The organism is Streptosporangium sp. NBC_01810, from assembly GCF_035917355.1.
Classification (GTDB): Bacteria; Actinomycetota; Actinomycetes; order Streptosporangiales; family Streptosporangiaceae; genus Streptosporangium.
Genome location: NZ_CP109070.1, coordinates 4057387 through 4081564, shown reverse-complemented (window position 1 = coordinate 4081564; position 24178 = coordinate 4057387). Strand labels below are relative to the sequence as shown.

At 69.8% G+C, this 24178-nt stretch carries 27 protein-coding genes; 22 read left to right on the top strand and 5 right to left on the bottom strand.

Annotated elements, in window-relative coordinates; translation table 11 throughout:
- Positions 1-75 precede the first annotated feature (75 nt).
- The 6 genes from hisB to hisF are packed head-to-tail and all read left to right on the top strand — an operon-like array spanning position 76 to position 3363.
- Positions 76-681, top strand: coding sequence for an imidazoleglycerol-phosphate dehydratase HisB (hisB, locus tag OIE13_RS17620; RefSeq protein WP_326638387.1), 606 nt, complete (start codon positions 76-78; stop codon positions 679-681).
- 28 nt (positions 682-709) lie between these two features.
- Positions 710-865 (top strand): hypothetical protein, encoded by a 156-nt coding sequence (locus tag OIE13_RS17615; RefSeq protein WP_326638389.1) that lies wholly within the window; start codon positions 710-712, stop codon positions 863-865.
- A complete protein-coding gene (gene hisH, locus OIE13_RS17610; RefSeq protein ID WP_326638391.1) occupies positions 859-1494 on the top strand; it encodes an imidazole glycerol phosphate synthase subunit HisH in 636 nt (211 codons plus the stop codon). The genes OIE13_RS17615 and hisH overlap by 7 nt, the downstream gene beginning before the upstream one ends.
- A gap of 18 nt (positions 1495-1512) precedes the next feature.
- A complete protein-coding gene (locus tag OIE13_RS17605) occupies positions 1513-1854 on the top strand; it encodes a hypothetical protein (protein WP_326638393.1) in 342 nt (113 codons plus the stop codon).
- Between the two features lie 4 nt (positions 1855-1858).
- On the top strand, positions 1859-2581 hold the full coding sequence (priA, locus tag OIE13_RS17600; protein WP_326638397.1) for a bifunctional 1-(5-phosphoribosyl)-5-((5-phosphoribosylamino)methylideneamino)imidazole-4-carboxamide isomerase/phosphoribosylanthranilate isomerase PriA: 723 nt from the start codon (positions 1859-1861) through the stop codon (positions 2579-2581).
- An 11-nt stretch (positions 2582-2592) separates the two neighbouring features.
- Entirely contained in the window at positions 2593-3363 is a 771-nt protein-coding gene (hisF, locus tag OIE13_RS17595) for an imidazole glycerol phosphate synthase subunit HisF (protein WP_326638399.1), read from the top strand.
- Between the two features lie 371 nt (positions 3364-3734).
- Here hisF and OIE13_RS17590 read toward each other — a convergent pair whose 3' ends face one another.
- Positions 3735-4313 (bottom strand): Uma2 family endonuclease, encoded by a 579-nt coding sequence (locus OIE13_RS17590; protein ID WP_326638401.1) that lies wholly within the window; start codon positions 4311-4313, stop codon positions 3735-3737.
- Between the two features lie 1132 nt (positions 4314-5445).
- On the opposite strand from OIE13_RS17590, the gene OIE13_RS17585 reads away from it, so the two are divergent.
- Together OIE13_RS17585 and OIE13_RS17580 are read left to right on the top strand one after the other, a co-directional pair.
- Positions 5446-5904, top strand: a complete 459-nt coding sequence (locus OIE13_RS17585; protein WP_326828421.1) for an ATP-binding protein — start codon at positions 5446-5448, stop codon at positions 5902-5904.
- Between the two features lie 189 nt (positions 5905-6093).
- Positions 6094-6636: a Uma2 family endonuclease gene (locus OIE13_RS17580; RefSeq protein WP_326638405.1), complete on the top strand. Its 543-nt coding sequence runs from the start codon at positions 6094-6096 to the stop codon at positions 6634-6636.
- Positions 6637-6703: 67 nt separating this feature from the next.
- Here the strand turns inward: OIE13_RS17580 and OIE13_RS17575 are convergent, their stop codons facing one another.
- The 4 genes from OIE13_RS17575 to OIE13_RS17560 form a co-directional block, all read right to left on the bottom strand.
- Positions 6704-8110, bottom strand: coding sequence for a glutamine synthetase family protein (locus tag OIE13_RS17575; RefSeq protein ID WP_326638407.1), 1407 nt, complete (start codon positions 8108-8110; stop codon positions 6704-6706).
- Positions 8111-8284: 174 nt separating this feature from the next.
- Positions 8285-8845 (bottom strand): putative Ig domain-containing protein, encoded by a 561-nt coding sequence (locus tag OIE13_RS17570; protein WP_326638409.1) that lies wholly within the window; start codon positions 8843-8845, stop codon positions 8285-8287.
- A gap of 334 nt (positions 8846-9179) precedes the next feature.
- The gene (locus OIE13_RS17565; RefSeq protein ID WP_169750203.1) at positions 9180-9341 is read right to left on the bottom strand and encodes a hypothetical protein; all 162 of its coding nucleotides are present in this window, start codon (positions 9339-9341) and stop codon (positions 9180-9182) included.
- 338 nt (positions 9342-9679) lie between these two features.
- The gene (locus OIE13_RS17560; RefSeq protein WP_326828420.1) at positions 9680-10312 is read right to left on the bottom strand and encodes a TIGR03085 family metal-binding protein; all 633 of its coding nucleotides are present in this window, start codon (positions 10310-10312) and stop codon (positions 9680-9682) included.
- 168 nt (positions 10313-10480) lie between these two features.
- Here OIE13_RS17560 and OIE13_RS17555 point away from each other — a divergent pair, with 168 nt between their 5' ends.
- From OIE13_RS17555 to OIE13_RS17490, 14 genes are all read left to right on the top strand, one after another.
- Entirely contained in the window at positions 10481-12286 is a 1806-nt protein-coding gene (locus OIE13_RS17555; RefSeq protein ID WP_326830298.1) for an ABC transporter ATP-binding protein, read from the top strand.
- Positions 12283-14055 carry an ABC transporter ATP-binding protein gene (locus tag OIE13_RS17550; protein ID WP_326638414.1) on the top strand — a complete coding sequence of 591 codons (1773 nt, stop codon included), beginning with the start codon at positions 12283-12285 and terminating at the stop codon, positions 14053-14055. The genes OIE13_RS17555 and OIE13_RS17550 overlap by 4 nt, the downstream gene beginning before the upstream one ends.
- Positions 14056-14331: 276 nt before the next feature.
- Entirely contained in the window at positions 14332-15279 is a 948-nt protein-coding gene (ppk2, locus tag OIE13_RS17545; protein WP_326638416.1) for a polyphosphate kinase 2, read from the top strand.
- Positions 15280-15546: 267 nt separating this feature from the next.
- Positions 15547-15894: a phosphoribosyl-AMP cyclohydrolase gene (hisI, locus tag OIE13_RS17540; protein WP_326638418.1), complete on the top strand. Its 348-nt coding sequence runs from the start codon at positions 15547-15549 to the stop codon at positions 15892-15894.
- Entirely contained in the window at positions 15891-16487 is a 597-nt protein-coding gene (locus OIE13_RS17535) for a Trp biosynthesis-associated membrane protein (protein WP_326638420.1), read from the top strand. The genes hisI and OIE13_RS17535 overlap by 4 nt, the downstream gene beginning before the upstream one ends.
- A 266-nt stretch (positions 16488-16753) precedes the next feature.
- Positions 16754-17164 (top strand): DUF4190 domain-containing protein, encoded by a 411-nt coding sequence (locus OIE13_RS17530; RefSeq protein WP_326638422.1) that lies wholly within the window; start codon positions 16754-16756, stop codon positions 17162-17164.
- A 99-nt stretch (positions 17165-17263) separates the two neighbouring features.
- A complete protein-coding gene (locus tag OIE13_RS17525; RefSeq protein ID WP_326828419.1) occupies positions 17264-17704 on the top strand; it encodes a DUF2752 domain-containing protein in 441 nt (146 codons plus the stop codon).
- A 169-nt stretch (positions 17705-17873) separates the two neighbouring features.
- On the top strand, positions 17874-18683 hold the full coding sequence (trpC, locus tag OIE13_RS17520) for an indole-3-glycerol phosphate synthase TrpC (protein WP_326638426.1): 810 nt from the start codon (positions 17874-17876) through the stop codon (positions 18681-18683).
- A gap of 78 nt (positions 18684-18761) precedes the next feature.
- Positions 18762-19931 carry a tryptophan synthase subunit beta gene (trpB, locus tag OIE13_RS17515; protein ID WP_326647036.1) on the top strand — a complete coding sequence of 390 codons (1170 nt, stop codon included), beginning with the start codon at positions 18762-18764 and terminating at the stop codon, positions 19929-19931.
- A gap of 58 nt (positions 19932-19989) precedes the next feature.
- On the top strand, positions 19990-20784 hold the full coding sequence (trpA, locus tag OIE13_RS17510; RefSeq protein ID WP_326828418.1) for a tryptophan synthase subunit alpha: 795 nt from the start codon (positions 19990-19992) through the stop codon (positions 20782-20784).
- A 210-nt stretch (positions 20785-20994) separates the two neighbouring features.
- Positions 20995-21525: a MauE/DoxX family redox-associated membrane protein gene (locus tag OIE13_RS17505; protein WP_326638430.1), complete on the top strand. Its 531-nt coding sequence runs from the start codon at positions 20995-20997 to the stop codon at positions 21523-21525.
- On the top strand, positions 21525-22289 hold the full coding sequence (locus tag OIE13_RS17500; protein ID WP_326638432.1) for a DsbA family protein: 765 nt from the start codon (positions 21525-21527) through the stop codon (positions 22287-22289). The genes OIE13_RS17505 and OIE13_RS17500 overlap by 1 nt, the downstream gene beginning before the upstream one ends.
- 26 nt (positions 22290-22315) lie before the next feature.
- On the top strand, positions 22316-23455 hold the full coding sequence (lgt, locus tag OIE13_RS17495) for a prolipoprotein diacylglyceryl transferase (protein ID WP_326638434.1): 1140 nt from the start codon (positions 22316-22318) through the stop codon (positions 23453-23455).
- Entirely contained in the window at positions 23452-24171 is a 720-nt protein-coding gene (locus OIE13_RS17490) for a VIT1/CCC1 transporter family protein (RefSeq protein ID WP_326638436.1), read from the top strand. The genes lgt and OIE13_RS17490 overlap by 4 nt, the downstream gene beginning before the upstream one ends.
- Positions 24172-24178: the final 7 nt, after the last annotated feature.

Sequence of the window (24178 nt, the reverse complement as noted above, 5' to 3'; positions counted from 1 at the left end):
CGCTCGGGCCTGGGCGGCACTCCCGCTCCCAATGCCTCCCCGGCCTGAAGGCCGGGGCATCCTCGGGAGGTTCTGGTGAGTATCACCGCACCGCGTCGCGGTCGCGTCGAGCGCGTCACCAAGGAGACCTCGGTGCTGGTCGAGGTCGATCTCGACGGCACCGGGAAGGTTGAGGTGTCCACCGGTGTCGGGTTCTTCGATCACATGCTGAACCAGCTCGGCAAGCACGGGCTGTTCGACCTGGTCGTGAAGACCGAGGGGGACCTGCACATCGACGCCCACCACACGATCGAGGACACCTCGCTCGCGCTGGGCGCCGCGTTCCGTGAGGCGCTGGGCGACAAGTCGGGCCTGCGGAGGTTCGGTAACGCCTCCTGCCCGCTGGACGAGTCGCTCGCGGAGGTCACGGTCGACCTGTCGGGGCGGCCGTACCTGGTGCACAGCGAGCCCGAGGGTATGGCTCCGATGATCGGCCCGGAGTACGACACGACGATGACCAGGCACATCCTGGAGTCGTTCGTCGCTCAGGCCGCCGTCTGCCTGCACGTGCGCGTCCCCTACGGCCGCAACGCCCACCACATCGTGGAGGCGCAGTTCAAGGCCCTGGCCAGGGCGCTGCGGGCGGCCTGCGAGCGCGACCCGCGCGCCACCGGGGTGCCGAGCACGAAGGGTGTGCTGTGATTTCTGCCGGGGAGAGGGGGAGGCGACGGTGAGCGACAACTGGTCGGCCATCGCGATGGCGTTCATCGCGCTCTTCTTCGTCGGTGGGATTGTCTCATTCCTCAAACAGGGTCTGAAGAAGGGCGCGGTGCTGCTCGCCGCCCTCGCGGCCCTGGCGACCACGGCGGCGGTGCTCTGGTGGTGAAGAAGGTAACCGTTCTCGACTACGGATCGGGCAACCTCCGTTCGGCGGAGCGCGCGCTGGCCCGGGTCGGTGCGGAGGTCACGGTGACCGCCGACTACGAGGCGGCGATGGAGGCCGACGGTCTCGTCGTCCCCGGCGTGGGGGCGTTCGCCGCGTGCATGGCCGGGCTGCGCGAGGTGCGGGGGGAGCGGATCATCGCCCGGCGCCTGTCGGCCGGGCGGCCGGTTCTGGGCATCTGCGTCGGCATGCAGATCCTCTTCGAGACGGGCGTCGAGCACGGCGTCACGACCGAGGGCTGCGGGGAGTGGCCGGGCACTGTGGAGTCCCTGGAGGCGCCGGTCCTGCCGCACATGGGGTGGAACACGGTCAAGGCGCCCGCTGAGAGCGTGCTGTTCGCCGGGCTCGACGCGGATACGCGCTTCTACTTCGTGCACTCGTACGGCGTGCGAACCTGGGAGCTCCAGCCTGGGCCCGGGTTTGCCGATCCGCTGGTCACCTGGGCCGAGCACGGGGTGCCGTTCGTCGCGGCGGCGGAGAACGGCCCGCTGATGGCCACTCAGTTCCATCCGGAGAAGTCGGGCGACGCCGGAGCCCGGTTGCTCACCAACTGGCTCGGGATCGTCGGCTGAGTTTTTGATGGGCCTTTGATGAGTAGGGAACGGGCCAGGCGCAGGGCCGAGCGGGAGGCCGAGCAGGTGCGCTTGGCCGCGCTGCGCGCCGAGCGGGAGGCGCGGCTGGCGCGGCGGCGCGAGCGCGTCGGCAGGGTGACCGCGTTGCTGCCGGGCAGGCCCGTCCGGATCGTCTCCCAGGGCGGCATCATGGCCCGCCGCCGCCGGGCGCAGAACGGTGTCGCGGCGGTGCTGTTCCTGATCGTGCAGGTGATCGTCTGGCTGCTGTGGTCCTCGTGGGCGGCACGGTTCGGCGTGCTCGTGCTTTCCTTGCTGTTCGTTCCGCTTTTTCTCACGCTTGTCTTCGACCGGAGGTCTTGAACAGATGTCGCTTGAGCTGCTCCCCGCCGTGGACGTCGCCGACGGTCAGGCGGTCCGCCTGGTCCAGGGCGCGGCCGGCACCGAGACGTCGTACGGCGACCCCCTGTCCGCGGCGCTCGCCTGGCAGGAGGCCGGCGCCGAGTGGATCCACCTGGTCGACCTCGACGCGGCCTTCGGCCGGGGCAGCAACCGTGAGTTGCTCGCCACGGTGGTCGGCGCGCTGGATGTGAACGTGGAGATGTCCGGGGGCATCCGTGACGACGCCTCGCTGGAGCTCGCGCTGGCCACCGGCTGCCGCCGGGTGAACATCGGTACCGCGGCGCTGGAGAACCCCGCCTGGTGTTCTAAGATCATCTCTGAGTACGGTGACCGGATCGCGATCGGCCTCGACGTCCGGGGGACCACCCTGGCCGCCCGGGGCTGGACCCAGGAGGGCGGTGACCTGTGGGAGGTTCTGGCCCGGCTGGAGAAGGACGGCTGTCCCCGGTACGTCGTCACCGACGTCACGAAGGACGGCACGCTGCGCGGCCCGAACCTGGACCTGCTCCGCGAGGTCTGCTCCCGTACCGACAAGCCGGTGGTCGCCAGCGGCGGGGTCTCGTCCCTGGAGGACCTGCGCGCGCTGGCCTCGCTGGTCCCGATCGGCGTCGAGGGGGCCATCGTGGGCAAGGCGCTGTACGCGCAGGCCTTCACCCTCGAAGACGCCCTTGCCGCTGTGCGTTCCTGAAGGAGTTGTCGATGAGTGTCGCGGTGCGTGTGATTCCCTGTCTGGACGTGGACGCCGGGCGGGTGGTCAAGGGCGTCAACTTCGAGAACCTCCGCGACGCCGGAGACCCGGTCGAGCTGGCCCGTCGCTATGACGCGGAGGGGGCCGACGAGCTGACGTTCCTGGACATCACTGCTTCGAGCTCTGACCGGTCGACGATGTACGACGTGGTCAGCCGGACGGCCGAGCAGGTGTTCATCCCGCTGACCGTGGGCGGGGGAGTGCGCTCGGTCGAGGATGTCGACAGGCTGCTGCGGGCGGGCGCGGACAAGGTGGGGCTGAACACGGCGGCGATCGCGCGGCCTGAGCTCTTGACCGAGGCGTCGCAGCGGTACGGGGCGCAGTGCATCGTGCTGTCGGTGGACGCCCGCCGGGTCGTCGACGGGCCGCCGACGCCGTCCGGTTTCGAGGTGACCACGCACGGCGGTCGCCGGGGGACCGGGATCGACGCGGTGGAGTGGGCTCGGCGGGGCGCGGAGCTGGGGGCGGGGGAGATCCTGCTCAACTCGATGGACGGCGACGGGACCCGGGACGGCTACGACCTGGAGATGATCCGGGCGGTGCGGGCCGTGGTGTCGGTTCCGGTGATCGCCAGTGGTGGTGCCGGTGCCGTTGGGGATTTTCCCCCGGCGGTGGAGGCGGGGGCGGACGCGGTGCTGGCGGCGTCGGTGTTCCACTTCGGGCAGCTCAAGATCGGCGATGTGAAGGACGCTTTGCGGGGGGCGGGGTATCCCGTTCGCTGACGTCGTTCGTTGTTTTTGATGCTGGTTCCTGGTTCCTGTGGGCTGGTCGGGGGCGCGGGGTTGGTGCGCGCTGCGGCGGGCCGGTGGTCCGGGCGGCCGTCTCAGTTGCTGTCCGGTGGTTCAGGCCTCCGGCCTGTTCGGGCGCTCGGGGTTGCGCTTTTTTATACGCCGCCCGGACCACCGGCCCGCCTCCGCGCACATGTTCCTGTTCTCACGGGGTGCGGGCCGTAGCTGCTTTCTTTCCGGCCGTCCAGGGGACTTTCCGGTGCTGAAGCCTTCGTACGGGCTGCTTTTAGGGGTGGTCGCCGTAGCTGAAGCGCTGCTGCGGGAAGGAGCTCAGGGTTGGGCTCCAATGCGAAGCGGCCGTAGCCTCAGGCGAGGGTTGCGGGGTCGATGGTCAAGGGGACGGGGCCGGGCAGGAGGGCGGCGGTGCCGGGAGTGAGGGCGGTCACCTGTCGGTAGAGGTCGCCGTCGAGTTGGTAGACGTCGATGACGAGGGTGTTCTGGTCGATGATCCAGTACCACTCACACTTGGTGCGGGCGTAGCGGTTCATCTTGGTGAGGCGATCGCGGTTGGAGTTGGTGGAGGTGACCTCCGCGAGGATCTCGATCTCGTGTGGTTCCACGTAGAGGTCACTGTCGGTGTCGCGCCGGAAGACGGCGATGTCGGGGGCGAACACGGTGTCGGAGTTGAGGCGGTAGTTGACCGGCCCTTCCACATCCAGGCCCAGGTTTTCGGCCTGCAGGCATGCCTCGATGGCGTTGATGAGGCGGCGGGCGATGCGCTGGTGCCGGATGGAGGGCGCGGGGGTCATCACGATGCAGCCGTCCTCAAGCTCGAAGCGGCGGCCGATGTCGCCGAAGTCGTAGATCATGAATTCGTCGGAGCCCCAGTAACGCGGAGCCCATGGAAGCGATCCGTAAGGCTCGGACTCATGCGCAACGGTCATAGGTACCAGATTATCGGGGGGCCTGGGCGTCTCATAGCACGGTTTCCTGAGCCGGACAGCGTGTTCACCGGCGTGCGGGCTCATGCTGCTGGATGGGCTGATTGTGAACTCCTACTGATTCGTGACGATTGGGCGCGAGGCGCCGGGCCGGGCGTGGTTCGCGCTGCGGCGGGCCGGTGTTCCGGCGGACGTCGTGGCGGAGGTCTGGTTCTTCAGGCCTCCGGCCTGCTCGGGCGTTGGGGTTGCGCTTTTTATACGCCGCCCGGAACACCGGCCCGCCTCCGCGCACTGTGGTTCCGTCGTGTGGGGCGCGGGCCGTAGTCACTCTGTTTCGGGCTGCCCAGGGGGCATTCCGGTGCTGAAGCTCTCGTACGGGCTGCCCAGGGGGCATTCCGGTGCTGAAGCTCTCGTACAAATTCGGATGCATGCCTCGGGGAACCGGGGAGTTCGTCGGCGGCGGCACCTTGCCGACGGAGGGCATGCAAAGGCCCTCCCGGTATCTCTTGGCGGAGTCGCCCGGGAGGGCCGTGTAGCGCTCGGAGGCGCTGTGCTCACGGTAGGGGCGAACCCGGAAAAGGTCGAGCGGCAACTGTCTGCCCGACAGCTGGCGTGCCCGGATTGCGGCGCGCCGTTGAAGCCGTGGGGGTGGGCCAGAGCGCGGAGGTTGCGTGGCGATGCGACGGCGACGGTGGTGCGTCCGTGGCGGGCCCGCTGCCTGGGGTGCGGCGTGTCCCATGTCCTTCTTCCTGCGTTCGCGGTGGGCGGCGTTGTATCTGGCGTAGATCTCGTCGGTGAGCAGGCTGCGGGCGGTGGTCTGGTAGATGCGGGAGAGGATGACGATGGTGCGGGCGGGGACGCGACGGCCGGTGGCGGGCCAGGCTTCGTAGTCGTAGAGGCGGGCTTCGCGCATGACCCCTCCTTGAATCGAATGTGAGCGAATCGTATCCAAGTGATTACTTAGCGCGATAGTGCTATGGGAAAGGGGATGTCGGAGAGGTGGAGTTGGCATCTGCGCAGGTCAATTGGGGTGGAGAACGGAGTGGTGTGGTGTTTCGGGGTCGGAGGTTACCTGGTTGGGCGGGGCGGGTCACCCTGCTGGAGGTGAATTTCCCTGCTCCCCGCAGGAGATGATGTGGCCGTTGTCTGGAACGATGTGGCTCCGGCGTTGATCGAGGAGATGGTGGGGCTGCGCCCCGGGGGCATGACCTACCGGCGGGTCTTTCCCGGCCGTCCGGATCGGATCCCGGCGGTGCGGCGGTTCATCCGGTTTCTGTTGGAGGACTCGACGTGCCGCGATGACGCCGAGCAGATCGTCGCCGAGCTCGTGGCCAACGCCGTCGCGCACACGAGCAGCGGGCGCGAGCGGGGAACGTTCATCGTCGAGTTGACCCGCAGGACCACGCTCGTCCGGGTCACCGTCTACGACCGTGGCTGGGGCGCCACCCCCAGGTTCGGCACGCGCCGCGACGCCGACCCGCTCGCCGAGCACGGCCGGGGACTGGCCGTCGTCACGGCCTTGGCCTCCAAGGTCGGCTTCCGCGGCACCCAGAGAACAGGCCACGCGGTCTGGGCCGAACTCTTCCCGGTCTGATCGCGGTGTGCACCTCGGCCGCCATCACGGTAATGCCTTCTGCGGGCGCGTTCCCGGTTGGAGCCCGATGGTCTACGGGGTCTGCGGAGGCGGCCGTGACCACCATGGCCCGACGATGATCTGGGGCATGCGCCAGACCACCCCGTTCGCTGACATCATTGGATGTAGGTGCGGAGAGAAGGGGCCGAGATGTCAGACGATTCGAGGACGTTCAGCGAACTCCTCGCGTTGGCGGCGGAGCGCGACGGGTACAAGGTCGAGTGGTACGCCGGGAAGATCGTGATGCAGGCGTCCGCGTCCGCCTTTCATAACCTGATCGTCAGTGAGACGATCCGGCAGATTCCCTCCGACGCGTGGTGGGCTCTGCCTGACATGGGGGTCGGGACCCCCGGCGACCACCGGGGGCCACAGCCTGACATTGTGATCATTCCGGCTGGGAGCCTCAGTGATGACGAGAATCCGGTTCGGAAGGAGATCGTGGCGGCGGTCGTCGAGGTGGTGTCGAAGAACACCCGCTCCGAGGACTACGGCGACAAGCCGGAGGCGTACGCCTTGATGAGGATTCCCGTCTACGTGATCATCGATCGTAAGTGCGAGACCATCAGGGTGTTCAGCGAGCCCGACGGCCACCGCTACACACGCGAGAGCGTGAGTTCCTTCGGCAAACCGTTCACGCTGCCGGAGCCGGTGCTGCTGACGATCGACACGGGCGGGTATCCGGCCGCTCTGTAGGGCGTGGCGGTCTCGCCGAGGCGCTCACCCCGGGGTGTGACGTCTTCGTGAACGCTCTCAGTGCCGCTCAGAAGACCCGGAAGTGGTGGAAGAGTTCGTAGGCGGTGTTGTGGGCCGCGAAGGAGCGGGCCTCGGAGCGTTTGACGGCGAGGTAGGCGGAGGCGCGCAGCGGGCCGAGGGCGTGCATGAGGACGTCGTCGGCCTCTAAGGCGTCCAGGGCCTCGTCCAGGGTGGTGGGAAGGCGGGAGACGCGGCCGGCGGGGAGGGTGGCGGGGTCGACGTTGACGGGGTCGCCGGGGTCGAGTTCGCTGCGGATGCCGTCCAGGCCGGCGTGGATGACGGCGCCGAGCGACAGGTAGGGGTTGGCCGAGGAGTCGGAGGGTTTGAGCTCCAGGTTGGTGGATGCCGCGGCGTCCCGGCCGGTGGGGGAGCAGATGCGCACCGCGGCCTCGCGGTTGTCCATTCCGTAGCAGGCGTACGCGCTCGACCATGCCCTCGGGGTGAGACGCCGGAAGCTGTTCACCGAGCCGCAGGTCAGCGCGGTGAGCGCGGGCAGGTGGGCGATCAGGCCGCCGATGAAGCGGTAGGCCGCGGCCGACAGGCCGTACCGGTCGGAGGGGTCGGCGAAGAGGTTGGTCTGCAGGGCGGGGTCCCAGAGGGAGAGGTGCAGGTGGGTGCCGTTGCCCGCCTGGTCGGCGAGGGGTTTGGGGGCGAGGGAGGCCCACATCGACATGCGGGTGGCGACGCCCCTGACGGTCTCGCGGTAGATCAGGTGGTTGTCGGCGGCGCGCAGGGCGGGGGCGTGGTGGATCGACAACTCCTGCTGGCCGTGGCCGAGTTCCGGGTGGTAGTGCTCGACCCGCAGGCCCTGGTTCTCCAGGGCGTGGATCAGACTCGTCGCGTAGTCGTGGGCCTGGTTGAAGCCGACCGTCGAGTAGCAGAGGCTGTCGTCGGCGGGGATCAGGCGGTCCAGGCCGCCCTCGGGGTCGGGTTGGCGGCGGCCGAGGGTGAACTCGGGTTCGAAGGCGGCGACGAGGGCATGGCCCTCGCCGGCCAGGGTGGCGACGGCCTCGCGCAGGAAGGTGCGCGGGCAGGCGGGCCAGGGGGAGCCGTCGACCTGGCGCAGGTCCGACAGCATGGCGGCCGAGCCGGGGGCGTAAGGCAACTGGACGAAGGTGGCCGGGTCGGGGACGAGACGGACCTCGCCGACCGGGCCGAGCCCCTTGACGTTCTGGAGTTCGTCGAGCATGTTCATCGCCATCATCGCGACGGTGTGCCCGATGCCGGTACGGAGCCGTTCGGCCAGCAGGGAGCGGGAGGTGGCCTTACCCCTGATCACGCCGCCGTGGTCGGCGTACAGGAAGCGGATCAGTTTGATGCCGTCGGTGTTGACGCGTTCGGTGACACGTTCGATGACGCGTCGTGTCGCGGAGTCGAGCGTGTCGGCTCCGCCGGCGTCGTGATGATCTCCCACGCTTTCTGCGTAACACGTCTTCGGGGAGAGTGGAAGCACTTCGGCATTTCCCCCGGACCGGTTCGGGGGGGTCCAGTAGTCTTTGACCTGTTGTTATGTGCTGGGACCGCGCTGCTGGGGCGTTGATCTCGCGGGGTCGCGAGCGGTCTTGCCGGTCGGTTCGGCGTCGTGGGGTCAGCCGGGTGAGCGAGCCGGGCCGGAGGGGGAGGAGGCCGGGGCCGTGGCCGTGGGGAGCGGGCCGGCGCAGCGGCAGGTGATGGTGATCGTCACCGTGCCGGTGGTGCAGGCGCCGGAGGGGGCGCACGCCTCGATGGGGACCGTCCAGGTGCCGGGCACCCGGGAGGCGCCGCCGAGCAGGCCGTCCGCGTCGAGTGTGATCCCGGCGGGCAGGAGGGTGGGGTCGGCCACCCTGAAGCCGAGCGTCTCGCCGGTCGGGTTGGCCAGGGTGATCCTGCCTCGCAGCGGCCGGTCGGCGGGGGCGCCGAAGTGGCCGAGGGACGGGTGGGCGGAGGGCGGCGGGGGGTCGGCGTCGTCCACGATGGGCCGCTCGGGTTTCACGGCGGGTCGTTCGACACCGTCGTCGGCCGGTGTCCGTACCGGTGCCGGGCCCTTGGAGGCGGCTGCCTGGACGGAGGCCGGGGTCGCCAAGGTGACCTGTGGGGTCGCCGGTGGGCCGAAGGTGACGGCTCCGGCGACGAGCGACCCGACCAGGGAGAAACCCCGCGTGCCCCGCATGAACGATCCTCCCGTACGAGAAACGGACCTCCCTCTCAAGGTGCCGGAAAGATCATCAAGGGAGTGCCGTGATGTTTCCCGTGGTCATCCATGATCGGGTCAGACCGTTCGCCGTACCACTCTGTACGGCGGGGCCGCGCGGCTCTGGGCGGCGGGTGGGGTTTCGGTCGGTGGCTCGCGGGTAGGGGGTGGCGGCCTACGGCGATCCTCGTGATGCGTTCCCGGGATCGGTGAAGTAGGTGGTGCGGCGTTCTGGTGTCGGAGGGGACGCTCCTCCGTGGATCGGTCAGGAGCGCGGGTGACATGGTTCGGGGCGGGGGTTCCCGCCGGGCGGTCAGCTAAGTACTCGTGTCACGAACAGAGCCAATTGGTCTGCTCCCCTCACGATCCCGTCGAAGACTCCGTTGACCGCGCCCGCCGCCTCGGCGGGCTTGGTGAACAGATAGAAGACCACGAACGCTACCCCGAGGTAGGTGAGGACCTTCTTGACCTGCATGGGGGCCTCCTGGCAGTTCCAATCCCAGCCGTATATACCCGAATTTTATCGATCTTTGGCATCTGCGGCCCGGGTGGCTCCCGGATTTTGATGATCATACCCATCCCACAGGGGCAAACCATGGTCTGGTCGCGAGTTTGACATAGGTCACATCAGCCATCGTGCGGTGGCGAGGCGCTCCTGTCCAATCCTCACTGCCAGGTATACCGGTAGGGCTAGGGATAGGCGGTGGGATCGCGAATACCGGTGTGCGGGAAGCCGCCGGAAAAACTAAGGAAACTCGGTGTCCGGTGGCATCCGGTCACCCCGGCGTGCCGCCGCCGGGGGGCCGGTCAGGCTCAGACGCCCAGGGGGGCGTCCATCAGCTTGGCCACCGCCTCGTCGTCGCCGCTCAGGTCGACCTTGGCGTGGGATTGGCGGCCGAAGCAGAACAGCAGCAGCTCTCCGGCCCGGCCCGTCACCTCGACCTGCCGCGGGGCGTCCTTGGGGCCGCCGATGGCGACGCCCCCGCCGATGCGGTGCAGGACCACCCGGACGGGGGAGCGGCGAAGGAACACCCGGATGCCGCCGCGGATCTGCTTCCAGAACCTCTCCTCAAGGTCGGCGGGCAGCTCGCGCGGCTCCCAAACCCGCTGCGCGCGCCGCACGTCCTCGTGGTGGATGAAGAACTCCGTCGCGTTGACGGTCTGGTCGAGGCCGGGAAGGCGGTAGAGCCCGGACGGCCCTGAGCGCACGAGCTCGACGAGGCCCGGGTAGCCCTTCCCGGTCTTCAGTGACTCCTGCACCCTGTCGGTGTATCCGGCCAGCGGCTTGAGGAGGATTCCGCCGAGCGCGTCGGCGCGGCGCTCGCGCAGCACGAGGTGGGCGGCGAGGTCGAAGGTGGTCCAGCCCTCGCAGAGGGTAGGGGCATCCGGGCCGAGCTGGGCGAACAGGTCGCTGAGCGCGGCGCGTTCGGCACGGGCGTGATTCATTTGATGATCCTAACAATATCGTTGTGTGAGCAATCAGAGGTGTATGTGTGATCTTGTCGGGGTTGCTTCGGGAATAACCGCATGATCCAGCTTGATAGGGACTTAGGTAGAAATGTTTCCCGTCGAAAGGACACCTCCCGCGTGGCGAGCAAGGTGACCACCGCAGTCATGCGTCAGGGGCTCGGTGTCCTCGGGGTGGCGATCCGAGCGGAAAAAGCGATCTTCGCCGCCGCGGTGCTGTCCAGCGCCCTGTACGGCCTGATGACCGTCGCGGCGGCGTGGGCGCTCGGCTGGGCGACCGACCACGTCGTGCTGCCCGCCTTCGAGAACGGGCGGATCACGACCGGCGCGCTGACCTTCGGCGCGCTGATCATCCTCGGAGTCTCCCTGCTCAAGGCGCTGGGCGTGGCGGGACGGCGGTATTTCGCCGGGGTCATGCAGTACCGGATGCAGGCCCGCTCCCGCCGGGACGTCACCCGGCAGTATCTGAGGCTTCCGCTGGCCTGGCACCACAGGCACCCGACCGGGCAGCTGCTGTCGAACGCCGGCTCCGACGTCGAGGCCGCCTGGGCGCCGCTCGCGCCGCTGCCGATGGCGGTCGGCGTCGTGGTGATGCTGGTCACCGCGGCCGTCGCAATGGTGATCACCGACCCGATCCTCGCCCTCGTCGGTTTCCTGGTCTTTCCCGCGATCGCCGTGCTCAACCTGGTCTACCAGCGAAGACTCAACCCGCTGGCCACCCGCGCCCAGCAGCTGCGCGCGGAGGTCAGCGAGATCGCCCACGAGAGCTTCGACGGCGCCCTGGTCGTCAAGACCCTCGGCCGCGAGGACGATGAGACCGCCAGGTTCCTGGCCAAGGCCGATGAGCTGCGCGACGCCAACATCGCCGTCGGCCGGGTCCGCGGCCTGTTCGACCCGGTGCTTGAGGCGCTGCCCACCCTGGGTGTGCTCGCCGTGCTGCTGATCGGCGCGATGCGGCTGGAGAGCGGCGCGATCGGCTCCGGCGTGCTCGTCCAGGTCGCCTACCTGTTCACCCTGCTGGCCTTCCCGATCCGCGCGCTGGGCTGGGTGCTCGCCGAACTGCCCCGGGCCGTCGTCGGCTACCGGCGGATCCGGGAGGTGCTCGACGCGACCGGCTCCATGGAGCACGGCGCCGTCGAGCTGGCCGGCACCGCCCCCGCCAGGCTGGAGGTCCGCGGCCTCGGCTACGCCTACGGCGGCGGTGACGGTGACGGTGACGGTGACTTCCCCGTTCTGCACGACGTGAGCCTGGAGGTCGACCCCGGCCGCACCGTCGCCCTGGTCGGCCCCACCGGTTCCGGCAAGTCCACGCTCGCCCAGACCTTCGTCCGCCTGGTCGATCCGGTACGGGGCAACGTCCTGGTGGACGGCACGGACCTGCGCGAGGTCACCAGGGGCGGGGTCAGCGACGCGGTGGCGCTGGTGCCGCAGCAGACGTTCCTGTTCGACGACACCGTACGGGGCAACGTCACCCTCGGCCGGCCGGTCGGCGACGAGGACGTCTGGGAGGCGCTGCGCCTGGCCCAGGCCGAGGGGTTCGTCAGCGCCCTTCCCGCAGGGCTGGACACCAAGGTCGGAGAGCGCGGCACCACCCTCTCCGGTGGCCAGCGCCAGCGGATCGCCCTGGCCCGCGCGCTGGTGCGCCGCCCGCGGCTGCTCGTCCTGGACGACGCCACCTCCAGCGTCGACCCGCAGGTCGAGGCCAGAATCCTGTATGGGCTGAGGGACGCGGCCCAGGTCTCCACGGTGGTCGTCATCGCCTACCGGATGGCCACCATCGCCCTGGCCGACGAGATCGTCTATCTGGAGCACGGCCGGGTCGTCGACAGGGGCGGCCACGCGGAGCTGCTCGCCCGCTGCGAGGGCTACCGCAACCTGGTCACCGCCTACGAACGTCAGGAAGCCGAACGCGACGCGCTCGACGCGGAGCAAGAGGAAGAGGTCAGCGCTTGAGCTCGTTTCAGGGGGTCGAGCGTTCCGGGGTGGCCACCGTCAGGCATGGGCTCTCGCTCACGCCGGAATTCCGCAAGGGGCTGGCCGGGACGCTCGCACTGGCCGTGGTGGCCACGGTCGGCAAGATCATCGTACCGATCGCGGTCCAGCAGACCATCGACACCGGGCTCGGCGGAGCGGCCCCCGACCTGGCCTACGTCCGCACCGCGGTGCTGCTGTGCGCCGCGGCCGTGGTGCTCACCGCACTGTGCGCGTACCTGATGAACGTCCGCCTCTACCGGGCCACCGAGTCCTCCCTGGCCACCCTCAGGGTGCGCGGCTTCCGGCACGTGCACGACCTGTCGGTCCTCACCCAGAACTCCGAGCGGCGCGGCGCCCTCGTCTCCCGGGTCACCGGCGACGTGGACCAGATCAGCACGTTCATGCAGTGGGGCGGGCTGATGATCATCATCGCCCTGGGGCAACTCCTGGTCTCCACCGTGCTGATGTTCGTCTACTCCTGGCAGCTGGCCCTGGTGGTGTGGGCGTGCTTCCTGCCGCTCATGGTCGTCCTGCCGCGCTTCCAGCGGTGGCTGTCCGGCGCCTACACCCGGGTCCGCGAGCGCACCGGTGACATGCTCTCCGCGGTCAGCGAGTCGGTGGTGGGCGCCGCGGTGATCAGGGCCCACGGCTCCGAGGCCCGTACGGCGGAAAGGCTCGACGCCACGATCGACGCCAACAAGGCGGCGCAGGCCCGCACCCAGCGGATCGTCGCGACGGTGTTCCCGCTGACCGAGATCGTCGCCTCGGTGGCCCTGGCCGCCGTGGTACTGGTCGGAGTGCGACTCGGCCTGGCCGGTGAGATCACCGTGGGGCGCCTGGTCGCCTTCCTGTTCCTCATCACGCTGTTCGTCTCGCCGATGCAGGTCGCCACCGAGGTGCTCAACGAGGCGCAGAACGCCATCGCCGGATGGCGGCGCATCCTCGGCGTGCTCGACACCCCGCCCGACGTCGCGGACCCGGGTCCGGAGGGTGTCGAACTGCCGCGCGGTCCAATCTCCGTCTCCTTCGAGGACGTCGGATTCTCCTATCCCGGCGGGGTGCCGGTGCTGCACGAGGTGTCGGCGAACATCCCGCCGCGCTCGCGGATCGCCGTGGTGGGGGAGACCGGTTCGGGCAAGACCACCTTCGCCAAGCTGCTAACCCGTCTGATGGACCCCGTCTCGGGGCGGATCACGGTGGACGGTCACGACCTGCGGACCGTCAGGTTCTCCTCGTTGCGTCGGCGCATCGTGATGGTCCCGCAGGACGGGTTCCTGTTCGACGGCACCCTGGCCGAGAACATCGCCTTCGGCCGCCCCTCGGCGACCGAGGAGGAGATCCGGCTGGCCATGACCGAGCTGGGGCTCACCGACTGGCTGGAGGGGCTGCCCGCCGACCTGTCGACCAGGGTGGGCCAGCGCGGTGAGTCGCTGTCGGCGGGCGAGCGCCAGCTCGTCGCGCTCGCCCGTGCCTACCTGGCGGACCCCGACCTGCTGCTGCTGGACGAGGCCACCTCCGCGGTGGACCCGGCGACGGAGGTACGGCTGGCCCGCGCCCTGGAGGGCGTCACCCGGGGCCGCACCGCCGTCTCCATCGCCCACCGGCTCTCCACCGCCGAGGCGGCCGACGAGGTGCTCGTCTTCGACCGGGGCCGGATCGTGCAGCGCGGCCCGCACGCCGAGCTGGTGGCGCGGCCCGGCGTCTACGCGGACCTGCACGCCTCCTGGGTCTCGTCCGCCCGTTCCTAGGAGCCGGTCGTCCGCGATTCACCGCGCCCGCCGATGTCCGGCGAACGTCCTTTTCGACCGCGAGCCGAGTGCCGGGGAGGCGTTCGCCGGAATGGCCGGCGGGCGGTGGCACGGTCGGCCCTGCGCTTCCCGGATGGTCTTCTCGAAGGGGGGCCTTTGCGCGGCGCCGGGTCGGATCGGTACAAATCGGGCAGCCTGCCGATGATTAGCCTGCTCAAAGCGAGGTAGGGGGCAAGTTGGGGGTGGATTCGATGTCCGCCCGAGGGGAAGGGAACGATGGCAGAGGCGGAGCACGCGGAGAAGCGGCCCCCCGTTGTGGACCTCCGTTCGGCGCTGGCCCGCGGGGGCCTGCTCGACGACCTGTCCAACCTGCGGGTCGACGACGATGACGACGACGACCCCGTTCTGGTCCGCCTGGACGGTACCCCCATCGACACCTGGCGGGAGAGGTATCCCTACGGGGAACGGATGAACCGGATCGAGTACGACCGGCTCAAGCGGCTGCTCCAGATCGAGCTGCTCAAGCTTCAGTACTGGATCAAGGACACCGGGGGGCGCCTGGTCATCCTCTTCGAGGGGCGCGACGCGGCGGGCAAGGGCGGCACGATCAAGCGGTTCATGGAGCACCTCAACCCCCGGGGGGCGAACGTGGTGGCGCTGGAGAAGCCGAGTGAGCGCGAGAGCACCCAGTGGTACTTCCAGCGCTACGTCTACCACCTGCCGTCCGCCGGAGAGATGGTCTTCTTCGACCGCTCCTGGTACAACCGCGCCGGGGTCGAACGGGTGATGGGCTTCTGCAGCCCCGGGGAGTACCTGGAGTTCCTGAAACAGACACCCGAGTTCGAGCGGATGCTCGTTCACGACGGCATCCACCTGGTGAAGTTCTGGTTCTCGGTCTCGAGTTCCGAGCAGCGCACCAGGTTCGTGATCCGCCAGGTCGACCCGGTGCGGCAGTGGAAGCTGTCGCCGATGGACCTGAAGTCGCTCGACAAGTGGGAGGAGTACACCGCCGCCAAGGAGGACATGTTCGTCCACACCGACACCGAGGAGGCCCCGTGGACGGTGATCAAGAGCAATGACAAGAAACGGGCCAGGGTCGAGGCCATGCGCCACGTCCTTAGCCTCTTCGAGTACGAGAACAAGGACCACGAGGTCGTCGGCACCCCCGACCCCAGGATCGTCGTCCACGCCGCCGACGTGCTCGACGACGACCGTGCCCGCTGAGCCGCGCCCGCTGTGCCTGCTGAGCCGCGCCCGCTGTGCCTGCTGAGCCGCGCCCGCTGTGCCTGCTGAGCCGCGCCCGCTGTGCCTGCTGAGCCGCGCCCGCTGTGAGCCGCGCCCGGCCCGCTCACCGACGCGCCCCGGTACCTGGAGTGGCGGCCTCCACCACCGCGAGGCATCTCGCCGGATCGGTCTTCAGGGGAGCCCCCGGCCTGCTCGCGAGGCCATGCCGGACGCCACCCCTCTCCCTGGTTACGGCACAATTGCCGCATGCCCCTTGACCCTGCCATCGCGGCCCGGCTGAAGCGCACCGCCGACGGGCTGGTTCCCGCCGTCGTCCAGCAGTACGACACCGGTGAGGTGCTCATGCTCGCCTGGATGGACGACGAGGCGCTGCATCGTACGCTCACCACCGGCAGGGCCACCTACTGGTCGCGCAGCCGAGGGTCCTACTGGGTGAAAGGCGACACCTCAGGCCACGTCCAGCACGTCAGGTCCGCCGCGCTCGACTGTGACGGCGACACCATCCTGCTCAAGGTCGACCAGGTGGGCGCCGCCTGCCACACGGGCGACCGGACCTGCTTCGACGCCGACGAGCTGGCGGTGAACCGGGCGTGACGGCCAAGCGGGAGCTGTGGACCTGGCTGGCGGCGTGTGTGGCCGGCGCCGCGCTCGTGCTGCTCGCCGCCGGGCGCGACTGGTTCACCGTGACGTACGGCACCCGCGAGGTGGCGGTCCCCGCCGCGGAACTGGCCCCCGCGCTGGGGCCCGCGGCCTGGGCGGCACTCGCCGCCGTGGTCGCCGTGCTCGCGACGGCGGGCGTGTGGCGCAGGGTCGTCGGCGTGGTGATGGTGTTCTGCGGGGCCGGGATGGTGGCCGCCTCCTGGTGGGGGAGCGGCGCGAGCGCCGCGCTGCGGATCTCCGCGGCGCAGGCACCGATGGCCGTGGACTCCGTGCCGCGGGTCGCCTCGGCCGTCGTCTGGCCGATCCTCGCCTCCGTGGGAGGGCTGCTCCTGCTGGCCGGGGGGGTGACGGCCCTTCTGCGGGGCGGCCGATGGCCGGGCATGTCCGACCGCTACCACCGCAAGGGACACGCCTCCGGTGGCACGGGCTCCGTCGCCGCCGAGAGCGCCCCCAGCGAGCGGGCGCTGTGGGACGCCCTCGACGAGGGCACCGACCCGACGGTCGACCCGGACCCCAGGGAGCGCTGACCCATCGGACGGTCGACCCGGACCCCCGGGAGCGCCGACCCATCGGACGGTCGACCCGGACCCCCGGGAGCGCCGACCCGGCGGAGCCGCGGCCTCCGCGTACTCGGTGCGTCGTCCTTGATCCCGTACTCCGGGGTCCGGATCCGGGGGTGTGCGCCCCGGCTACGACTTGCTCACGACGTGCTTACAGGCGTGTACGGATCCCTTCGGCCCAGGAGTGTTTTCGCTAGGATTTCGCCCGCAACTCAGATAATCGGGAGTCATTCATGAGTTATGGCAATCAGCCGGGTGGTTACGGGCAACCTCCGGGAGGTGGTGGCTATGGACCCCCGGGTGGCTATGGCTCGTCCGGCGGTTACGGTCCGCCGCCCGGTGGCGGCTACGACGCCTACGGTGGTTATGGCGCGCCGCCTCCTCGGGGTAACAACGGCATGGCCATCGCCGCGCTGATCATGGGCATCGCGGGGCTGTTCCTCTGCGGCCTCACCTCGATCGTGGGCGTGGTGCTCGGCCACATCTCGCTGGGGCAGATCAAGCGGACGGGCGAGGAGGGGCGGGGCATGGCCGTCGCCGGCCTGGTCCTGTCCTACTTCGGGATCGCCTGCTGGCTGGCGGTGCTGGCCTGGCTGGTCGTGGTCGGCGCCCTCGTCGGCAGCGCCTCCCTGACGGGTGTCTGACCTGACCTGACCTGATCTGGCGACCTGACGGGCCTGTGCGGCGGGTTCGCGTCCGGCGCAAGTAGGGTGGCCGGTGAGGGGGTGCCGACGGCCATGCCCATGGGGAAGATCGCTGGTTCGCGTGCGCAGGCCATGTCGGCGCCGCTCGGCGCCGCGCTGGTGGCGGGCGCCGCCGTCGCGTTCGTGGGGACGGTCGATCCGAGCGAGCCGGGCCACTACCCGACCTGTCCGTTCCTCATGCTCACCGGCCTGTACTGCCCAGGCTGCGGCGGCCTGCGGACCGTGCACGCGCTCGTCCACGGCGATCCCGTGACGGCCCTGGGGCTCAACCCGCTCGTCACCCTCATGATCCCGGTGCTGGTCGTGCTCTGGGGGCGCTGGGCGCTGCGTGCCTGGCGGGGGGCTCGGTCCGGAGGGGAATCGAGTGGGCCGTCCGTGGCGAAATCCATACGCCCCGCCTATGTCTGGTTATTTCTTGCTTTAATGATCGTGTTTTGGATAGTACGAAATCTCCCTTTTGGGGAATTCTTAGCCCCATAGTCACCTTTGTGCTTCACCCAGTGGCGGGGCGACCCCGGCCGGGCCGATAGCATCGGCGAGACAAGGGCAGTCGATCGGGAGGGGCCTTACTCGTGAGCGAGCGGAGCGAGCGAACCACGGACACGGCAGCGTTCGCGAACCTGGCCTCTGAACTTCGCGGGGAGGGCAAATGAGCGTGCTTGAGGAAATCCTCGAAGGAGTCCGCGCCGACCTGGCCGAGCGGCAGGGGAGGGTGACGCTGGCCGAGCTCAAGGAGCGGGCCGGGCGGGCGCCCGCCCCCCGTGACGCCTACGCGGCGCTGGGCGGCGACCAGGTGGCCGTCATCGCCGAGGTCAAGCGTTCCAGCCCGTCCAAGGGCGCGATGGCCGCGATCGCCGACCCCGCCGCGCTGGCCGGCGACTACGAGTCGGGTGGCGCCCATGTCATCAGCGTGCTCACCGAGCGGCGCCGTTTCGGCGGCAGCCTCGACGACCTGGCCGCCGTACGCGCCGTCGTCGACATCCCGGTGCTGCGCAAGGACTTCATCGTCACCTCGTACCAGCTCTGGGAGGCCCGCGCCTACGGCGCCGACCTGGCGCTGCTGATCGTCGCGGCGCTCGACCAGAACGCGCTGGTCTCGCTCATCGAGCGGGCCGAGTCGATCGGGCTGACCCCGCTCGTCGAGGTGCACACCGAGGAGGAGCTCGACCGGGCGCTCGCCGCCGGAGCCAAGATCATCGGTATCAACGCGCGGAACCTCAAGACCCTTGAGGTGGACCGCGACGTGTTCGCCAAGCTCGCCCCCAAGGTTCCCGACGGGATCATCAAGATCGCCGAGTCGGGCGTGCGCGGACCCCACGACCTGCTCGCCTACGCCAGGGCGGGCGCCGACGCCGTCCTGGTAGGCGAGAGCCTGGTGACCGGCAAGGATCCGCGGGCCGCCGTGGTCGACCTGGTCACCGCCGGTGCCCACCCCGCATCCCGACCCGAGGGGCAGTAAGCAGTGACAACGCACGAAGGAACCGTCCTCACCGCCGCGGATCTCGCCGGGAACGGCCTTCACGGCAACGACCCGGACATCCACGGCAAGTTCGGCATCTTCGGTGGCCGCTACGTGCCCGAGGCGCTCATCCCGGCCCTGGACGAGGTCGCGGCGGAGTACGACAAGGCGAAGAGCGATGTGGAGTTCCTTCGGGAGTTCGACCATCTGCTGCGCACCTACGCCGGGCGGCCGACCACGCTGACCGAGGTGCCCCGCTTCGCCGAGCAGGCGGGGGGCGCCCGGATCATCCTCAAGCGTGAGGATCTGACCCACACCGGCGCACACAAGATCAACAATGTGCTCGGCCAGGCCCTGCTGACCAAGCGCCTGGGCAAGACGCGAGTGATCGCCGAGACCGGTGCCGGCCAGCACGGCGTCGCCACCGCGACCGCCGCCGCCCTGATGGGCCTGGAGTGCGTGATCTACATGGGGGCCGTCGACTGCGAGCGTCAGGCGCTCAACGTCGCCCGGATGAAACTGCTCGGTGCCACGGTCGTCCCGGTCACCAACGGCAGCCAGACCCTCAAGGACGCCATCAACGAGGCCTTCCGCGACTGGGTCGCCAACGTCGACCACACCCACTACCTCTTCGGCACCATCGCCGGGCCGCACCCGTTCCCGGAGATCGTCCGTGACTTCGCCCGCATCATCGGCGTCGAGGCCCGCCGCCAGATGCTGGAGCTCACCGGCAGGCTGCCCGACGCGGTCGCCGCGGCGGTCGGCGGCGGTTCCAACGCGATCGGCATCTTCCACGCCTTCCTCGGCGACCAGGACGTCCGGCTGCACGGCTACGAGGCAGGTGGCCGCGGCCTGGAGAGCGGCGAGCACGCCCTCACCCTCACCGCCGGCTCCATCGGGGTGCTGCACGGCTCGCGCACCTACGTGCTGCAGGACGACGAGGGCCAGACCGTCGAGTCACACTCGATCTCGGCCGGGCTCGACTACCCGGGCGTCGGCCCCGAACACGCCTGGCTCAAGGACACCGGCCGCGCCACCTACCACGGCATCACCGACGCCGAGGCGATGGACGCCTTCTCGCTGCTCGCCCGCACCGAGGGCATCATCCCCGCGATCGAGTCCTCGCACGCGCTCGCCGGAGCCCTCAAGCTCGGCCGCGAGATGGGGCCCGAGGCGACGATCCTGGTCAACCTCTCAGGACGGGGCGACAAGGACATGGGCACCGCGATGAAGTACTTCAACCTCTGACTACCGACTTGCCTTCCCTCCGGCGGGCCGGAGGGGACGAACCGCAACGGAAACAACGATGACGACTCTTCAGACGGTGTTCGCCAAGGCCAAGGCAGACGGCCGCGCCGCCCTCATCGGATACCTCCCCGCTGGGTTTCCCAGCAAGGAGGGGGCGATCGCCGTCGCCGCCGCCATGGTGGACGCGGGCTGCGACGTGATCGAGATCGGCCTGCCCTACTCCGATCCCCTCATGGACGGCCCGACGATCCAGGACGCCGTCCACCGGGCGCTGACCAACGGCACCCGCATCGCCGACGTGCTGCGCACCGTCGAGGGCGTGGCCAAGACCGGTGCCGCCACCCTGGTCATGACGTACTGGAACCCGATCGACCGTTACGGCGCCGACCGCTTCGCCCGTGACCTGGCGAACGCGGGCGGGGTGGGTACCATCACCCCCGACCTGACCCCCGAGGAGGCCGGGCCCTGGCGCGAGGCCAGTGCCGGGGCCGGGATCGACACGGTCTTCCTGGTCGCGCCCAGCTCCACCGAGGCCCGTATCAAGGCGGTCGTCGACAGCTGCACCGGCTTCGTCTACGCGGCCTCGCTGATGGGTGTCACCGGTGCCCGCGACTCGGTCGGCTCGGCCGCGCAGGGCCTGGTCGAGCGCACCCGCCCGCACACCTCCCTTCCGGTCTGCGTCGGCCTGGGCGTCGGCACCGGCCGGCAGGCCACCGAGGTGGCGGGCTACGCCGACGGCGTCATCGTGGGCTCGGCGTTCATCCGCCGCGTCCTCGACGCGCCGGACGAGGCCTCGGGGCTGGCGTCGGTCCGTGAGCTGGGCGCCGAGCTGGCGGCGGGCGTCCGCGGCTGACGAGCCCGTTGGAGGGCGGTTCCCTTCCTCGGCGAAGGGGCCGCTCCCGCGCACGTGCCTGCCAGGCAGGCTTATCCGATGCTTATCAGGCTCGTGATGAGGTTTTCCTGGGATACCGGGCATTCGCCGGAGACGCCTGTGGCCGGGGCTTGGAATAGGAGAATGGTGCTCGTGACCTCTGATAACCCCGCGCCCAATAGGTCGCGTATCGTGATTTCGGCGCTACCCTGGGTAGCGACCGTCTCGCGGCTGGTGCTGGCGGGCGTGCTGATCGTCGCGGGTTGGGGCAAGATCGGCACTCCGGTGCTCTCGGTCCAGGCGGTCGAGGCATACGAACTGCTCCCCAAATCGCTCGCCACGGCGGTCGGCTACGGCCTGCCGATCCTGGAGATCGTCGTTGGGGTGTTGCTGGTCGTCGGGCTGCTCACCCGGGCGGCGGGTGTCATATCGGCGCTGCTCATGCTGGCGTTCGTCATCGGCATCGCCTCGGCGTGGGCGCGCGGGCTGCGCATCGACTGTGGCTGCTTCGGCGGCGGTGGTCAGCTGGCGGCCGGGGTGGAGCCCGACTACCTCATCGACATCCTGCGTGACTTCGGTCTCTTCGGGCTCGGCGTGTTCGTCGCATTGTTCCCCCCGGGCCGCTTCGCGCTGGACTCCGTGCTCGGGCTCACCCCGGGCGAGGAGTCGTACGACGAGGACGAGAGCGATGACGAGGAGCTCCAGGAGAAGGAGACTTACTGATGGGCAAGGCCGGGCGGGATCAGTCGGCGCGCGATCGGATCAAGGCGCAGCGCGAGGAGCAGCGGCAGAGGGAGAAGCGCAAGCGCGTGGCGACCATCGTGACCGTGGCCGTCGTCGCGATCGCCGCCGTCGGGGGTGGCTGGTGGTTCGCCGCCCAGAGCAGCAAGTCCGAGGAGGCCGGCGGTGCGCTCGCGCCGATCACCGTCGCCGCGGACGGTTCGGTGGTCATGGCCAAGGCGGGTGTGGAGAAGCCGGTCCTGGACGTCTACGAGGACTTCCAGTGCCCCGCCTGCAGGGCGCTGGAGGAGACCAGCGGCCCGACGATCAAGAACCTGGCGGCCGAGGGCAAGGCCAAGGTGGTCTACCACCCGATCACGATCTTCCAGGAGCAGACCAACAAGGGGATCACCCGGGCCAACTCCCTGCGCGCCGCGTCGGCGGTCCGCTGCATCCCCGGGGGCGCGGCCTGGAGCGTCTTCCACGACAAGCTGTTCAAGGAGCAGCCCTCGGAGCTCGTGGAGGGTTTCAAGATCCCTGACCTGATCGCCTGGGGCAAGGACGCCGGGGTGACCGACCCCGGCTTCGAGAAGTGTGTGACCAGCCAGGAGAAGGCGCCCGCGCACATCGCCTACAGCACCAAGGTCATGGAATCCCAGAAGCTCACGGGCACTCCGACGCTGAAACTCAACGGCGTCGAGCTGGACCCCGACGTGGCTTTCAAGCCGGCCCAGCTACGCCAGACCGTTCTTGATGCGGCCAAGTAGCTCGCGACACGGTAACGTCACCTGACATGCCCCTCGCCTCGATTCCCAGCCCCTCCCAGGGGGTCTGGTATCTCTTCGGCGTGGTCCCCATCCGGGCCTACGCACTGTGCATTGTGCTCGGCGTCGTCGTCGCGGTCGTCATCGGCGAGCGCCGCTGGCGTGCCCGCGGCGGTGAGCCGGGAACGATCGTGGACCTCGCCGTCTGGGCCGTGCCGTTCGGCCTGGTCGGCGGTCGCCTCTACCACGTCATCACCGACTGGCAGCTCTACTTCGGGCCGGACGCGCCCAACGAGCCGATCGAGGCGCTGTTCATCTGGAACGGCGGCCTGGGCATCTGGGGTGCCGTCGCGCTCGGCGGGGTGGGTGTCTGGCTGGGCTGCCGCGGCAGGGGCATCTCCCTGTCGGCGGTGGCAGACACCGTGGCCCCCGGCATCGCGGTGGCCCAGGCCATCGGCCGCTGGGGCAACTACTTCAACCAGGAGCTGTTCGGCAGTCCCACCGACCTGCCGTGGGGTCTGGAGATCGACCCCGACCGGCCGGGCACGGTGCCCGGCGAGGACACCTACCACCCGACGTTCCTGTACGAGTCGATCTGGGACCTGGGCCTGGCGCTGGTCCTCATCTGGGCCGGGCGCAGGTTCGCGCTCCGCCACGCTCGCCTGTTCGCGCTCTACGTCGCCGGCTACACCGTGGGCCGCTTCTGGATCGAAGGGCTGCGGGTCGACAGCGCCCACCACATCCTCGGCCTGCGGCTCAACCAGTGGACCTCGATCGTCTTGTTCATCGGGGCGATGGCCTACTTCTGGTACGCCAGGAACAAGAGCAACGCCGAGCTGGTCCGTCCGGTGCCCGATCCGGCCGCCGAGCCCGCGCAGGACGGGATCGACGGCTCGGACAAGGGCGAGGCCGAGACCGATGTCGAGCCGGCCGTCGCCCCGACCACCTCGGACGGGGAGGATCCGTCCGATCCAACCGACCCGTCCGACCTGGCTGACCCGTCCGATCCGTCCGATCCGTCCGACCTGGCCGACCGGGACGAGAGCGGCGGCGCGGCAGGGGAGGACGATGAGCCACGGCTCACCTCCGGCACGCTCGCGGCCGACGACTCGGCCGATCCGGCCCACCCGTCTGACCTGGCCGACCAGGAGGAGAAAGGGTCCCGGTGAACGGCGACGACTCGGGGGGGCGCGTCGAGATACATCACCGGCATCGTGACGTCAACGGCGGCTGGCTGCGGCCGTCGGTGTTCGGCGCGATGGACGGCCTCGTCTCGAACTTCGCCCTGATCGCCGGCGTCGCCGGTGGCACCGCCAGCACCGAGGTCATCGTGCTGGCCGGGGTCGCGGGGCTGGCGGCGGGCGCGTTCTCCATGGCCGGGGGTGAGTACGTCTCGGTGGCCAGCCAGCGGGAGCTCGCCCTGGCCGAGATCGACGTCGAGCGGCGCGAGCTCGAACGCCACCCCGAGGCCGAGCAGGAGGAGCTCGCCAAGCTCTACGAGGACCGGGGCGTCGATCCCGCCGTGGCCGCCGAGGTGGCCAGGCAGATCTCGGCGGACCCCGCCAGGGCGCTCGAGGTGCACACCCAAGCCGAGCTGGGGGTCACCGCCAAGGGCCTGCCCTCGCCCAGGATCGCCGCGATCTCCTCGTTCCTGTCGTTCGGCGTGGGCGCGCTCCTGCCGCTCCTGCCGTACCTGTTCGGGGTCACCAGCCTGTCGACCTCGGCGGTGATCTCCTGCCTGGCCCTGTTCGGCGCGGGCGCGCTGGTCTCCCGGGTCACCGCACGCAGCTGGTGGTACAGCGGGCTGCGCCAGCTCCTCGTCGGTGCGGTCGCCGCGGCCCTGACCTTCGGCCTGGGCACCCTTCTGGGCGGAGTCGGGCTGTGACGCCTCC

Coding starts and splice junctions, on each gene's coding strand:
- OIE13_RS17605 (WP_326638393.1), top strand. CDS start 1,513: ATGAGTAGGGAACGGGCCAGGCGCAGGGCCGAGCGGGAGGCCGAGCAG.
- priA (WP_326638397.1), top strand. CDS start 1,859: ATGTCGCTTGAGCTGCTCCCCGCCGTGGACGTCGCCGACGGTCAGGCG.
- hisF (WP_326638399.1), top strand. CDS start 2,593: ATGAGTGTCGCGGTGCGTGTGATTCCCTGTCTGGACGTGGACGCCGGG.
- OIE13_RS17590 (WP_326638401.1), bottom strand. CDS start 4,313: ATGACCGTTGCGCATGAGTCCGAGCCTTACGGATCGCTTCCATGGGCT.
- OIE13_RS17580 (WP_326638405.1), top strand. CDS start 6,094: ATGTCAGACGATTCGAGGACGTTCAGCGAACTCCTCGCGTTGGCGGCG.
- OIE13_RS17570 (WP_326638409.1), bottom strand. CDS start 8,845: ATGCGGGGCACGCGGGGTTTCTCCCTGGTCGGGTCGCTCGTCGCCGGA.
- OIE13_RS17565 (WP_169750203.1), bottom strand. CDS start 9,341: ATGCAGGTCAAGAAGGTCCTCACCTACCTCGGGGTAGCGTTCGTGGTC.
- OIE13_RS17560 (WP_326828420.1), bottom strand. CDS start 10,312: ATGAATCACGCCCGTGCCGAACGCGCCGCGCTCAGCGACCTGTTCGCC.
- OIE13_RS17555 (WP_326830298.1), top strand. CDS start 10,481: ATGCGTCAGGGGCTCGGTGTCCTCGGGGTGGCGATCCGAGCGGAAAAA.
- ppk2 (WP_326638416.1), top strand. CDS start 14,332: ATGGCAGAGGCGGAGCACGCGGAGAAGCGGCCCCCCGTTGTGGACCTC.
- hisI (WP_326638418.1), top strand. CDS start 15,547: ATGCCCCTTGACCCTGCCATCGCGGCCCGGCTGAAGCGCACCGCCGAC.
- OIE13_RS17530 (WP_326638422.1), top strand. CDS start 16,754: ATGAGTTATGGCAATCAGCCGGGTGGTTACGGGCAACCTCCGGGAGGT.
- OIE13_RS17525 (WP_326828419.1), top strand. CDS start 17,264: ATGGGGAAGATCGCTGGTTCGCGTGCGCAGGCCATGTCGGCGCCGCTC.
- trpC (WP_326638426.1), top strand. CDS start 17,874: ATGAGCGTGCTTGAGGAAATCCTCGAAGGAGTCCGCGCCGACCTGGCC.
- trpA (WP_326828418.1), top strand. CDS start 19,990: ATGACGACTCTTCAGACGGTGTTCGCCAAGGCCAAGGCAGACGGCCGC.
- OIE13_RS17500 (WP_326638432.1), top strand. CDS start 21,525: ATGGGCAAGGCCGGGCGGGATCAGTCGGCGCGCGATCGGATCAAGGCG.
- lgt (WP_326638434.1), top strand. CDS start 22,316: ATGCCCCTCGCCTCGATTCCCAGCCCCTCCCAGGGGGTCTGGTATCTC.